11 protein-coding genes and 5 tRNA genes are annotated in these 13,986 nt (G+C 34.4%); all 16 read left to right on the top strand.

The window, feature by feature from the left end; genetic code table 11:
• The first annotated feature begins 3 nt into the window (after positions 1–3).
• Positions 4–312, top strand: a complete 309-nt coding sequence (gene hpf / locus ATE90_RS08395) for a ribosome hibernation-promoting factor, HPF/YfiA family (protein WP_036785180.1) — start codon at positions 4–6, stop codon at positions 310–312.
• Positions 313–418: 106 nt separating this feature from the next.
• Positions 419–492: transfer RNA gene (locus ATE90_RS08390), tRNA-Thr, on the top strand.
• A 42-nt stretch (positions 493–534) separates the two neighbouring features.
• Positions 535–616 (top strand) — tRNA-Tyr (locus tag ATE90_RS08385).
• A 14-nt stretch (positions 617–630) separates the two neighbouring features.
• Positions 631–703, top strand: a tRNA-Gly gene (locus ATE90_RS08380).
• A gap of 18 nt (positions 704–721) precedes the next feature.
• Positions 722–794, top strand: a tRNA-Thr gene (locus tag ATE90_RS08375).
• Positions 795–854: 60 nt separating this feature from the next.
• On the top strand, positions 855–2,042 hold the full coding sequence (gene tuf, locus ATE90_RS08370) for an elongation factor Tu (protein WP_036785181.1): 1,188 nt from the start codon (positions 855–857) through the stop codon (positions 2,040–2,042).
• A 78-nt stretch (positions 2,043–2,120) separates the two neighbouring features.
• Positions 2,121–2,192: transfer RNA gene (locus tag ATE90_RS08365), tRNA-Trp, on the top strand.
• Between the two features lie 20 nt (positions 2,193–2,212).
• A complete protein-coding gene (gene secE, locus ATE90_RS08360) occupies positions 2,213–2,410 on the top strand; it encodes a preprotein translocase subunit SecE (RefSeq protein ID WP_036788111.1) in 198 nt (65 codons plus the stop codon).
• 2 nt (positions 2,411–2,412) lie between these two features.
• Positions 2,413–2,964 carry a transcription termination/antitermination protein NusG gene (nusG, locus tag ATE90_RS08355; protein ID WP_036785183.1) on the top strand — a complete coding sequence of 184 codons (552 nt, stop codon included), beginning with the start codon at positions 2,413–2,415 and terminating at the stop codon, positions 2,962–2,964.
• Positions 2,965–3,041: 77 nt separating this feature from the next.
• Complete coding sequence (gene rplK / locus ATE90_RS08350; RefSeq protein WP_036785185.1) at positions 3,042–3,479, top strand: 50S ribosomal protein L11; 438 nt, start codon at positions 3,042–3,044, stop codon at positions 3,477–3,479.
• A gap of 20 nt (positions 3,480–3,499) precedes the next feature.
• Positions 3,500–4,189 (top strand): 50S ribosomal protein L1, encoded by a 690-nt coding sequence (gene rplA / locus ATE90_RS08345; protein ID WP_036785187.1) that lies wholly within the window; start codon positions 3,500–3,502, stop codon positions 4,187–4,189.
• A gap of 19 nt (positions 4,190–4,208) precedes the next feature.
• A complete protein-coding gene (gene rplJ, locus ATE90_RS08340; RefSeq protein WP_036785190.1) occupies positions 4,209–4,727 on the top strand; it encodes a 50S ribosomal protein L10 in 519 nt (172 codons plus the stop codon).
• 49 nt (positions 4,728–4,776) lie between these two features.
• Positions 4,777–5,148, top strand: coding sequence for a 50S ribosomal protein L7/L12 (gene rplL, locus ATE90_RS08335; protein WP_101451237.1), 372 nt, complete (start codon positions 4,777–4,779; stop codon positions 5,146–5,148).
• 147 nt (positions 5,149–5,295) lie between these two features.
• Entirely contained in the window at positions 5,296–9,105 is a 3,810-nt protein-coding gene (gene rpoB, locus ATE90_RS08330; protein ID WP_091953434.1) for a DNA-directed RNA polymerase subunit beta, read from the top strand.
• A gap of 103 nt (positions 9,106–9,208) precedes the next feature.
• Entirely contained in the window at positions 9,209–13,483 is a 4,275-nt protein-coding gene (rpoC, locus tag ATE90_RS08325; RefSeq protein ID WP_036785197.1) for a DNA-directed RNA polymerase subunit beta', read from the top strand.
• Between the two features lie 130 nt (positions 13,484–13,613).
• A complete protein-coding gene (locus ATE90_RS08320; protein WP_036785199.1) occupies positions 13,614–13,925 on the top strand; it encodes a DUF3467 domain-containing protein in 312 nt (103 codons plus the stop codon).
• Positions 13,926–13,986: the final 61 nt, after the last annotated feature.

The following is a 13,986-nucleotide window of genomic DNA, read 5'->3' as shown; positions in this document are numbered from 1 at the left end:
TTTATGAAAGTATTCACACAATCAGTTAACTTTAATGCAGACAGTGAATTAATTAAGTTTGTGCAAAAGAAGGTAGAATCGTTGGTAAAATTCCATGATAAGATAGTAGATGCAGAAGTTTTTTTAAAAGTTCAAAATAAAAGTGATAAAGAAAATAAGATAACAGAAGTGAAAATAAATATTCCAGGGAACGAATTAATAGTAAAAAGAGAAACAAAAACCTTTGAAGAAGGCGTCAATGCTGCTGTTGATAATTTGAAAAGACAATTAAAACGGTCTAAAGAAAAACACAGAGATTCTTTGATTTCTTAAAACAGAAAAAAAAAGAAAAAATAATTACAAAAAGTTTTAGAATATAAAAAAACTTTATACATTTGCAATCCGTTAGAAATAGCGGGTTGTTTTTTTACAACAAAAAGCCGATGTAGCTCAGCTGGCTAGAGCAGCTGATTTGTAATCAGCAGGTCGTGGGTTCGAGTCCCTCCATCGGCTCATAGTAGTAAAAATAAAGTTCATTAAAATAGTAAATTTAAAGGGGAGATACTCAAGCGGCCAACGAGGACGGACTGTAACTCCGTTGACTACGTCTTCGCAGGTTCGAATCCTGCTCTCCCCACAAATTTACATATTGCGAAAGTAGCTCAGTTGGTAGAGCGTCAGCCTTCCAAGCTGAATGTCGCCGGTTCGAACCCGGTCTTTCGCTCGAATTAAATCCAACAAAGCCGGTGTAGCTCAGTTGGTAGAGCGCATCCTTGGTAGGGATGAGGTCATGGGTTCAAATCCCATCATTGGCTCATTTAATATGTATTATTAGGTACTAAATATAATTAAACTAAGAATTAAAATTAATAATCATGGCAAAAGCAAATTTTGACCGTTCGAAGCCACACTTAAACATTGGTACAATCGGACACGTAGATCACGGTAAGACTACATTAACTGCGGCTATCACTAAGGTATTAGCTGATGCAGGATTCTCTGAGGCTAGATCTTTTGATCAGATTGATAATGCTCCAGAAGAAAAAGAAAGAGGTATTACAATCAACACATCTCATGTAGAGTATCAAACAGCAAATCGTCACTATGCACACGTTGACTGTCCAGGTCACGCGGATTATGTGAAGAATATGGTTACTGGTGCTGCTCAAATGGACGGTGCAATATTAGTTGTTGCTGCTACAGATGGTCCAATGCCACAAACTCGTGAGCACATCTTATTAGGACGTCAGGTTGGTATTCCTCGTATGGTTGTATTCATGAATAAAGTGGATATGGTTGATGATGAAGAATTAATCGAATTGGTAGATATGGAAGTAAGAGAATTACTTTCTTTTTACGAGTACGATGGTGACAACGGACCTGTAATCGCTGGATCTGCATTAGGTGCATTGAATGGTGAGCAAAAATGGGTTGATTCTGTATTGGAATTAATGGAAGCTGTTGATACTTGGATCGAAGAGCCTTTAAGAGAAATTGATAAAGATTTCTTAATGCCAGTTGAAGATGTATTCTCTATTACTGGTCGTGGAACTGTTGCTACAGGTCGTATCGAAACTGGTATTGCGAACACAGGTGATGTTGTAGATATCATCGGTATGGGAGCTGAGAAGATGACTTCTACTATTACTGGTATTGAAATGTTCCGTCAAATCTTGGATAGAGGTGAGGCAGGAGATAATGCAGGTATTTTGTTAAGAGGTATTGCAAAAGAAGATATTAAAAGAGGTATGGTAATCTGTAAGCCAGGTTCTGTAACGCCACATGCTAAGTTTAAAGCGGAGGTTTATGTTCTTAAGAAAGAAGAAGGTGGACGTCATACTCCATTCCATAACAACTATCGTCCACAGTTCTATGTAAGAACAACCGATGTAACAGGTACTATTAATTTACCTTCAGGAGTTGAAATGGTAATGCCAGGAGATAACTTAACAATTACTGTAGATTTAATCCAAGCAATTGCATTAAATGTTGGTTTACGTTTTGCGATTCGTGAAGGTGGTAGAACAGTTGGAGCTGGTCAGGTAACTGAATTATTAGACTAATATTATTGTTAGTTTATTAATCAATAAATAATAAGGGTGTTCCGTTTTTAACGGGACGCCTTTATCAATGAATAAGAAACGGGCGTAGTTCAGCGGTAGAGCACTGGTCTCCAAAACCAGCTGTCGGGAGTTCGAATCTCTCCGCCCGTGCAATAAAACATAAAAGTAAAATGAAGTTTATACAATATATCAAAGATTCTTTTGACGAATTAAATAACCACATGACGTGGATATCTAAAGAGGATGCTCAAAAAACAACGGTAACTGTAGCTGTTTTTACAATTGTATTCGCATTAGCAGTCGCGGGTATAGATTATGTTTTTCAAACCGGATTAGATAACTTTTTTGGAATGTTTAAATCTAATTAATTATGGCAGCTGATTCAGTAATGAAATGGTATGTTGTAAGAGCCATTGGGGGACAAGAAAATAAAGTAAAAGCATACATAGAAACAGAAATATCCAGAGTCGGTTTATCAGACTATGTAAGCCAAGTAATTGTGCCAACTGAAAAGGTTGTTCAGATTCGAAACGGAAAAAAAGTTAACAGAGAAAGAGTTTACTTTCCGGGTTATATTATGGTTGAAGCGAATCTTTCAGGAGAAGTTCCACACGTAATAAAAGGAATTACTGGAGTTATTGGTTTCTTGGGAGAAACAAAAGGTGGTGAACCTGTTCCAATGAGAAAATCTGAAGTAAATAGAATGTTAGGCAAAGTTGATGAGCTTTCTGTTCAAGATGAAAATATTGCAATTCCTTTTAATATCGGAGAAACAGTAAAAGTTGTGGATGGTCCTTTTAATGGATTTGATGGAACTATAGAGAAAGTAAATGAAGAAAAGCGTAAACTTGAAGTAATGGTAAAAATCTTTGGAAGAAAAACACCATTAGAATTAAGTTATATGCAAGTAGAAAAGATATAATTGTTACACAAGTATATATATTTATTCCGATTTGTTTTTAGCTTCCAAATTAAAGCAAATCATTAAACATTTTTAAAATGGCAAAAGAAGTTAGTAAAGTAGTTAAGTTACAAGTAAGGGGAGGCGCAGCGAATCCATCGCCGCCGGTTGGACCCGCTTTAGGAGCTGCTGGTGTTAACATAATGGAGTTTTGTAAACAGTTTAATGCAAGAACGCAAGACAAACAAGGTAAAGTATTACCTGTTGTTATTACTGTTTTCAAAGATAAATCATTTGATTTTCTTGTAAAGACTCCACCTGCAGCAGTTCAGTTACTAGAAGCGGCCAAAATTAAAAAGGGTTCAGGAGAACCAAACAGAAAGAAAGTAGCATCGGTTACTTGGGATCAGATTAGAGTAATTGCAGAAGACAAAATGGTAGATTTAAATGCCTTTGAAGCTTCTTCAGCAATGCGTATGATTGCAGGTACAGCACGTTCTATGGGATTAACAGTAAAAGGTGATGCACCAGCATAAGCTTTATAAAAAGTAGTAAAATGGCAAAATTAACAAAAAAGCAAAAAGAAGCTTACGCAAAGGTAGATAGCTCTAAATCTTATGATTTAGCAGCAGCTTCAGCGCTAGTCAAAGACATTACGAATGTAAAGTTTGATGCATCAGTAGATTTAGCGATACGATTAGGAGTAGATCCTCGTAAAGCAAATCAAATGGTTCGTGGAGTTGTAACATTACCTCATGGAACTGGTAAAGATGTAAAAGTATTAGCATTGGTAACTCCAGATAAGGAAGCAGAGGCTACAGCAGCAGGTGCAGATTATGTTGGATTAGATGAATACCTTCAAAAGATAAAAGGAGGATGGACAGATGTGGACGTTATCATTACGATGCCAAGTGTAATGGGTAAATTAGGCCCTTTAGGAAGAGTATTAGGTCCAAGAGGTTTAATGCCAAATCCTAAGACAGGTACAGTAACGATGGATGTAGCAAAAGCTGTTCAAGATGTTAAAGCTGGTAAAATAGACTTTAAAGTTGATAAAACTGGTATTGTACATGCAGCAATTGGAAAAGTATCTTTTGATGCTAAGAAAATTGAGGAAAATGCAAACGAGTTAATACAAACAATTATTAAATTGAAACCAACAACAGCAAAAGGAACGTATGTAAAAAGCGTTTTTATGTCTAGTACTATGAGTCCTAGTATCGCGGTTGAGGTGAAAGCTGTTTAATACGTTAAAACTTATAATCATGACGAGAGAAGAGAAATCACAAGTAATACAGGATTTAACAGCAGTATTAGCAGACACAAATACGTTATATCTAGCAGATATATCGGGGTTAGATGCACAAGCAACCTCTAATTTACGTAGAGCTTGTTTTAAGGCAAATGTTCAATTATCAGTCGTTAAAAATACATTACTTGCAAAAGCAATGGAAGCTTCAGATAAGGAATTTGGGGATTTACCATCAGTATTAAAAGGTAATACATCAATGATGATTTCTGAAGCAGCAAATGCTCCAGCAAAATTAATCAAAGAATTCAGAAAGAAAACTAAAGATAGACCTATTTTAAAGGGTGCATTTGCAGAAGAATCTGTTTATATTGGTGATGATCAATTAGATGCTTTAGTAGATATTAAATCTAGAGAAGAATTAATTGGAGACATCATTGGATTATTACAATCACCAGCTAAAAATGTTATTTCAGCATTACAATCAGGTGGTCAAACACTTTCAGGTCTTATTAAGACATTATCTGAAAAATAATTACGCGCACAAATAAACTATAATAAACAAAATTTTTAAAACAATTAAAATGGCAGATTTAAAAGATTTCGCAGAGCAATTAGTTAACTTATCAGTAAAAGAGGTTAATGAATTAGCTACTATCTTAAAAGATGAGTATGGTATTGAGCCAGCAGCAGCAGCAGTAGCAGTAGCAGGTCCAGCAGCAGCAGGTGAAGCTGAAGAAGAGCAAACTGAATTTAATGTTATCTTAACAGCAGCAGGTGGTTCTAAATTAGCAGTAGTAAAATTAGTTAAGGAATTAACTGGTTTAGGCTTGAAAGAAGCTAAAGGTATCGTAGATAGTGCTCCAGCAGCAGTAAAAGAAGGTGTAACTAAAGATGAGGCTGAAGGTCTTAAGAAATCTTTAGAAGAAGCTGGAGCTGAGGTAGAGCTTAAGTAAGCTTATACTCCCGATTTCGAGATTTTCGAAACGGGAAAACAAATTTAGGTTTAGGTACTAAAAACAATGGTTTTTAGGCCTAAACCATTTTGTGTATATATTCGTTTTTTATTTTAATTTAGATTTTAATCAAAAAAATACTCTCTTTTGGCAACGAAAAACACAACTGAAAGAATCAATTTCGCTACTTCTCAAATGATTAAAGAATATCCAGATTTCTTGGATATTCAGGTAAAATCTTTCCAAGATTTTTTCCAACTTCAAACTAAGGCAGAAGAAAGAGGTGAAGAAGGTTTGTACAAAACCTTCATGGATAACTTTCCAATTACAGATACAAGAAACCAATTTGTATTAGAATTTTTAGACTACTTTGTAGATCCGCCAAGATATTCAATCCAAGAATGTATTGAAAGAGGACTTACACACAGTGTGCCTTTAAAAGCGCGTCTAAAATTATATTGTACAGATCCGGAACATGAAGATTTCGAAACTATTGTTCAGGATGTGTACCTCGGTACAATTCCGTACATGACAAATTCTGGTACCTTTGTAATTAATGGTGCAGAGCGTGTGGTAGTTTCTCAATTACACAGGTCTCCTGGTGTATTCTTTGGGCAATCTTTCCATGCGAACGGTACAAAATTATATTCAGCAAGGGTAATACCTTTTAAAGGATCTTGGATAGAATTTGCTACCGATATCAATCAAGTAATGTATGCTTATATTGATAGAAAGAAAAAATTACCAGTAACAACATTATTCAGAGCCATAGGTTTTGAAAGAGATAAAGATATTTTAGAGATTTTTGACCTTGCAGAGGAAATCAAAGTTTCTAAAGCTGGATTAAAAAAAGTATTAGGTCGCAAATTAGCTGCTAGAGTTTTAAAAACTTGGCATGAAGATTTTGTAGATGAAGATACTGGAGAAGTTGTGTCTATCGAAAGAAATGAAATCATTTTTGATCGTGATACAATTTTAGAAAAAGAACATATTGATGAAATAATAGAAGCTGGTGCTAAAACCGTTTTACTTCATAAAGAAGACAACGATATGGCAGACTACGCTATTATTCACAATACATTACAAAAAGATCCTACAAATTCAGAAAAAGAAGCAGTAGAGCATATTTACAGACAATTACGTAACGCAGAACCGCCAGATGAGGAGACTGCAAGAGGTATTATAGATAAATTATTCTTTTCTGAACAACGATATAATTTAGGTGAAGTTGGTCGTTTTAGAATGAACACGAAACTTCAGTTAAATGAGCCAATAGATCAAAAGGTTTTAACGAAATTAGATATTATTACGATTATTAAGTATCTAATTGAATTGATCAACTCCAAAGCAGAAGTTGATGATATTGATCACTTATCTAACAGACGTGTAAGAACTGTTGGAGAGCAGTTAGCAGGTCAATTTGGAGTTGGTTTAGCTCGTATGGCTAGAACTATTCGTGAGCGTATGAATGTGCGTGATAACGAGGTGTTTACACCTATCGATTTGATTAATGCAAAAACATTATCCTCAGTAATTAACTCATTCTTTGGTACGAACCAGTTATCTCAATTTATGGACCAAACAAATCCATTGGCAGAGATTACGCACAAGCGTAGATTGTCTGCACTTGGACCTGGAGGTTTATCAAGAGAGCGAGCAGGTTTTGAGGTGCGTGATGTTCATTATACACACTATGGTCGTTTATGTCCAATTGAAACTCCTGAGGGACCGAATATTGGTTTAATTTCTTCACTTGCTGTTTTTGCAAAAGTGAATAATTTAGGATTCATTGAAACTCCATATAGAAAAGTTGAGAATGGATCAGTAAAAGGAGAAGAACCAATCTATTTAAGTGCTGAAGAAGAAGAAGGTATGAAAATTGCCCAATCGAATTTAGATTTAAAAGAAGATGGAACGATCGTTTTAGATCGAGTTATTGCTCGTGAAGAAGGAGATTTTCCGGTTGTAAATCCAGGTGATATAAATTATATGGATGTTGCTCCAAATCAGATTGCATCTATTTCTGCATCGTTAATTCCGTTCTTGGAACATGATGATGCAAACCGTGCACTGATGGGGTCTAACATGATGCGTCAAGCAGTTCCGTTATTGCGTCCTCAAGCACCAATTGTTGGTACAGGACTAGAGCGCAGAGTTGCTAAAGATTCACGTATTTTAATTAATGCTGAAAGAGCAGGAGTTGTTGAATATGTTGATGCAAACAGAATTACGATTAAGTATGATAGAACAGATGAAGAAAGACTAGTAAGTTTTGACTCTGACGAAGTTTCTTACAACTTAATTAAATTCAGGAAAACGAATCAAGGAACTTCGATTAACCTAAAGCCTATTGTAGAAAAAGGTGATAGAGTTTCAGAAGGTGAAGTTCTTTGTGAAGGTTATGCTACACAAAAAGGGGAATTAGCTTTAGGAGTAAATATGAAAGTAGCCTTTATGCCTTGGAAAGGGTATAATTTTGAGGATGCAATTGTAATTTCTGAAAAAGTTGTTCGTGAAGATATATTTACATCTATACATATTGATGAGTATTCTTTGGATGTTAGAGATACAAAATTAGGAACTGAAGAGTTAACTAATGATATTCCTAACGTTTCTGAAGAAGCTACAAAAGATTTGGATGAAAATGGAATGATTAGAATTGGAGCAGAAGTAAATCCTGGCGATATCTTAATAGGTAAGATTACACCAAAAGGAGAATCTGATCCAACTCCAGAAGAAAAATTATTACGTGCTATTTTTGGCGATAAAGCAGGGGATGTAAAAGATGCCTCATTAAAAGCTTCACCATCATTAAGAGGTGTAGTAATTGATAAAAAATTATTTAAAAGAGCCGTAAAAGATAAAAATAAGAGATTAAGAGATAAAGAAGCTGTGGCTACTTTAGAATCTTCTTTTGTTTCTAAATTTGAAAGTTTAAAAGACGAGTTAATTGAAAAATTATTCACTTTAATTAGTGGAAAAACATCACAAGGAGTTTACAACGATTTAGGAGAAGAAGTTTTACCAAAAGGTAAAAAATACACTCTTAAAATGTTAAATTCTGTAGATGATTATCTTCATTTAACAGGCTCTTGGACAACAGATAAAGAATTAAATGCTTTAGTAGGTGAGTTAGTTCACAACTACAAAATTAAAGTAAATGATTTACAAGGTTCTTTACGTCGTCAAAAGTTTACAATTTCTGTGGGTGATGAATTGCCAGCAGGTATTTTAAAGCTTGCTAAGATTTATATCGCTAAAAAACGTAAGTTAAAAGTAGGTGATAAGATGGCAGGGCGTCATGGTAATAAGGGTATTATTGCGCGTATTGTTAGAGCAGAAGATATGCCTTTCTTAGAGGACGGAACTCCAGTAGATATCGTTTTAAATCCGTTAGGTGTACCTTCTCGTATGAATATTGGTCAGATTTATGAAACTGTTCTTGGTTGGGCAGGTCAAAAATTAGGAACTAAATATGCAACACCAATTTTTGATGGAGCATCTTTAGATCAAATCAATGAGATTACGGATGAGGCAGATGTTCCAAGATTTGGACATACTTATTTATATGATGGAGGAACTGGAAAACGTTTCGATCAACCGGCAACAGTTGGTATCATTTATATGATTAAGTTAGGACACATGATTGAGGATAAAATGCATGCACGTTCAATAGGACCTTATTCATTAATAACTCAACAGCCATTAGGTGGTAAAGCACAATTTGGAGGTCAGCGTTTCGGAGAGATGGAAGTTTGGGCACTTGAAGCATATGGTGCATCAAGTATCTTAAGAGAAATTTTAACTGTAAAATCTGATGATGTTATGGGGAGAGCTAAAACGTATGAAGCAATCGTAAAAGGTGAAACAATGCCAGAACCAGGTTTACCTGAATCTTTCAATGTTTTAATGCATGAACTGAAAGGTTTAGGCTTAGACGTTAGATTAGAAGAATAACAAAGATTGATGTTAGAAGTAGGTTTTGAATCTGCTTCTAACAATCATTTATTTATAAGTCTCATTGAGGCCATTTTTACAATTTTAATTCGAATCCATCAACATGGCAAGAAAACAAGAGAAGTACACTGTAAAAAAGTTTAATAAAATCTCAATTGGTTTATCATCACCAGAAGCTATTTTAGAAATTTCTAAAGGTGAAGTTTTAAAACCAGAAACAATAAATTACCGTACGCACAAACCAGAAAGAGATGGTTTATTTTGCGAGCGTATTTTTGGTCCTGTAAAGGATTATGAATGTGCTTGTGGAAAGTACAAAAGAATACGCTACAAAGGTATCGTTTGTGATAGATGTGGTGTAGAAGTTACTGAAAAGAAAGTACGTAGAGATAGAGTTGGTCACATTAATTTAGTGGTACCGGTAGCTCATATTTGGTACTTTAGATCATTACCTAACAAAATGGGATACCTTTTAGGTTTGCCATCTAAAAAGTTAGATATGATTATTTACTACGAGAGATACGTAGTTATTCAGCCAGGTATTGCAAAAAATATCGAAGGAGAGCCATTACAAAAAATGGATTTCTTAACGGAAGAGGAATATTTAGATATCGCTGACGAGTTACCGCAAGAAAACCAATATTTAGACGATACAGACCCTAACAAGTTTATCGCTAAAATGGGAGCAGAGTGTTTAATTGATTTATTAGCACGTATCGATTTAGATGGGTTGTCTTTTGAGTTAAGACACAAAGCAAACACAGAAACTTCTAAACAACGTAAAACAGAAGCACTAAAACGTCTAAATGTTGTAGAAGCATTTAGAGATTCTCAAAAAAATAGAGAGAATAAGCCAGAATGGATGATTATGAAGGCTGTTCCTGTAATTCCACCAGAATTACGTCCTTTAGTTCCATTAGATGGAGGTCGTTTTGCAACTTCAGATTTAAATGATTTATATAGAAGAGTTATTATTAGAAACAATCGTTTAAAAAGATTAGTTGAAATAAAAGCTCCAGAAGTTATTTTACGTAATGAAAAACGTATGTTACAAGAATCTGTGGATTCATTATTTGATAACACACGAAAATCATCAGCAGTAAAAACAGAATCTAATAGACCTTTAAAATCACTTTCAGATTCATTAAAAGGTAAACAAGGACGTTTCCGTCAGAATTTATTAGGAAAACGTGTTGATTATTCTGCTCGTTCTGTAATTGTTGTAGGACCAGAATTAAGACTTTCTGAATGTGGTATCCCAAAAGATATGGCAGCTGAACTTTACAAGCCTTTTGTAATTAGAAAATTAATTGAAAGAGGAATTGTAAAAACAGTAAAATCTGCAAAGAAAATAATAGATAGAAAGGAACCAGTTGTTTGGGATATCTTAGAAAATGTAATTAAAGGACATCCAGTTTTATTAAATAGGGCTCCGACATTACACAGACTAGGTATACAAGCTTTTCAACCAAAATTAATTGAAGGAAAAGCTATACAGCTGCATCCGCTTGCATGTTCTGCATTTAATGCGGATTTTGATGGGGATCAAATGGCTGTTCACTTACCACTAGGACCAGAGGCTATTTTAGAGGCACAAATATTAATGTTAGCCTCTCATAATATCTTAAACCCTGCAAATGGTGCACCAGTTACTGTACCTTCTCAGGATATGGTACTTGGTTTGTATTATATGACCAAAGAAAGAATTTCTACTCCAGAAGTTAAAATTAAAGGAGAAGGTTTAACTTTCTATTCACCAGAAGAAGTTATGATTGCTTTTAACGAAGAAATGGTAGACTTAAATGCTGGTATTAAAGTAAGAACTTATGATGTTGACGAAAATGGTGAACAAGTTAGAAAAATTATAAAAACTACAGTTGGTAGAGTTTTATTTAATGAAAAAGTTCCTGCGGCAGCTGGTTATATTAATGAGGTTTTAACTAAGAAAAATTTGCGTGGTATTATTGGTGGTATTTTAAAAGCTACAGATATTCCTACCACAGGTGAGTTCTTAGATGAAATAAAGAACATGGGATATAAATTCGCTTTTCAAGGTGGTTTATCATTCTCATTAGGGGATATTATTATTCCGAAAGAAAAACAATCTATGATTGACACTGCTAATAAAGAAGTAGAGATGATTGTAGGTAATTATAATATGGGTATGCTAACGCAGAAAGAGCGTTATAATCAGGTAATTGATGTTTGGGGTTCTACCAACAATAGATTAACTGAATTATCCATGAAAAATTTACGTGAAGATCAACAAGGTTTCAACTCAGTATACATGATGCTTGATTCTGGTGCAAGGGGTTCTAAAGAACAAATTCGTCAGTTAACAGGTATGCGTGGTTTAATGGCAAAACCTAAAAAATCTACAGCTGGTGGTGGAGAAATTATTGAGAATCCAATTCTTTCTAACTTTAAGGAAGGGTTATCAATTCTTGAATACTTTATTTCTACACACGGTGCGCGTAAAGGTTTAGCAGATACAGCTTTAAAGACGGCAGATGCTGGTTACTTAACACGTAGATTGGTGGATGTTTCTCAAGATGTTATCATTAATGAAGAGGATTGTGGAACATTAAGAGGCTTAGAAGTTAGTCCATTAAAGAAAAATGATGAAATTGTAGAATCTTTATCAGATAGGATTGAAGGACGTATATCATTACAAGATGTATTCGTGCCAGGTTCTGAAGAATTATTAATAGGAGCAGGAGAATCTATTTCTATTGCAATTGCTGATAAAATCCAAGCAACAGGTATTGATAAGGTGCTAGTAAGATCTGCTTTAACCTGTGAATCTACGAAAGGTATTTGTGCAAAATGTTATGGTCAGAGTTTATCGACTCGTAATAAAGTACAAATTGGTGAGGCAGTTGGTGTAATTGCAGCACAATCAATTGGTGAACCAGGTACACAGTTAACATTACGTACATTCCACGTTGGTGGAGTTGCAGGGAATATTTCTGAAGAAAATAAATTAATTGCTAAGTTTGAAGGTAAAGTTTCTATTGATGATTTACGCACAGTTGTTGGTAAAGACAATGAGGGTAAAGAAGTTGATATAGTAATATCAAGAACTGCTGAGATTAAAATTATTGATAAGAAATCAGGAATTACGCAAAGCACAAATATTCTTCCTTACGGTTCGATCATTTATGATAAAGAGCGTAAGTCTATTAAAAAAGGAGATGTTATTGTTCAATGGGATCCATTTAATGGTGTGATTGTTTCTGAATTTGGAGGAAAAGTGAAGTTTGACAATTTAGAGCAAGGAATTAATTTCTCTGTAGAAGTTGATGAACAAACAGGTTTCCAAGAAAAAGTAATTACAGATTCTAAGAATAAAAAAATCATTGCTTCTTTAATTATAGAAGATGAAGATGGAAACGCTTTAAGATCTTATAGTTTACCTGTAGGAGCTCATTTAATGGTAAATGATGGAGATAAAGTTGAATCTGGTCATACATTAGTGAAAATTCCTAGAAAATCAGGAAAAGCAGGTGATATTACAGGAGGTTTACCACGTGTAACAGAATTATTTGAAGCACGTAACCCTTCTAATCCTTCTGTGGTTTCAGAGATTGATGGTGTTGTTTCTTTCGGGAAAATTAAGCGTGGAAATAGAGAAATTATTGTTGAATCTAAAACGGGAGATATTAGTAAGTATTTAGTAAAACTTTCTAATCAAATTTTAGTTCAAGAGAATGACTTTATTAAAGCAGGTATGCCTTTATCAGATGGGGCAACGACTCCTTCAGATATTTTAAGAATTAAAGGACCATCGGCAGTGCAAGAATACTTAGTAAATGAAATACAAGAAGTATATCGTTTACAAGGTGTAAAAATTAACGACAAACATTTCGAAGTTGTTGTACGTCAAATGATGCGTAAAGTTAAAATTATTGATTCTGGAGATACTTTATTCTTAGAGAATCAATTAATTCATAAAATTGACTTTATCAAAGATAATGACGCAATTTACGGAATGAAAGTTGTTGAAGATGCTGGAGATTCTACAAACTTAACTGCAGGGCAAATTATTTCTGCTCGTCAATTAAGAGATGAAAATTCTTTATTAAGAAGAAATGATCACAACTTAGTATCTGCAAGAGATGCTAAACCGGCAACGGCAGAACAAGTTTTACAAGGTATAACAAGAGCATCACTTCAAACTAAATCGTTTATTTCTGCAGCTTCCTTCCAGGAAACTACAAAAGTATTAAACGAGGCTGCTGTAAGTGGTAAGATCGATACTTTAGAAGGCTTGAAGGAAAATGTAATTGTTGGTAAGAAAATTCCAGCAGGTACAGGTATGAGAGCTTATGACAAAGTTCTTGTGGGTCCTAAAGACGAAATAGAACAAAGTTTCTAGATAAACAACGTGTAGGCGTTTAAGAGTTATAAAGTTGAATTGTTTACTGTAATTAAAATTGCAATATTCAATTCAACTTTTTTTTTTGGACAAGCAAAGCACACATTTCAATAATTAAACAATATAAAGTATGGAAGAAAATAAAAACAAAGACGGACAAATTAATATTGAATTAGATCAAGAAATTGCGGAAGGAACCTATTCTAACCTTGCAATCATAAATCATTCGATGTCAGAATTTATTGTTGATTTCATCAATATAATGCCAGGTGTTCCAAAGGCAAAAGTTAAATCGAGGATCATACTAACTCCTCAGCATGCAAAAAGGTTAACGAAGGCGCTTGCAGACAACGTTAGAAAGTTTGAACAAGCTCACGGAGAAATTAAAGATTATGAGAAACCTCCAATTCCAATGAATTTTGGACCATCAGGGCAGGCTTAAATAAAATTAAAATTAATCTACAATTTAGAGAGTAGTTAGGGTAAAAATTTTATCCTAACTA

This window comes from Polaribacter sp. Hel1_33_96 (genome assembly GCF_002846595.1).
In the GTDB taxonomy this organism is placed as follows: Bacteria; Bacteroidota; Bacteroidia; order Flavobacteriales; family Flavobacteriaceae; genus Polaribacter.
The sequence above is the reverse complement of the archived record's forward strand: the minus strand, read 5'-3'. Positions and strand labels throughout refer to the sequence as shown.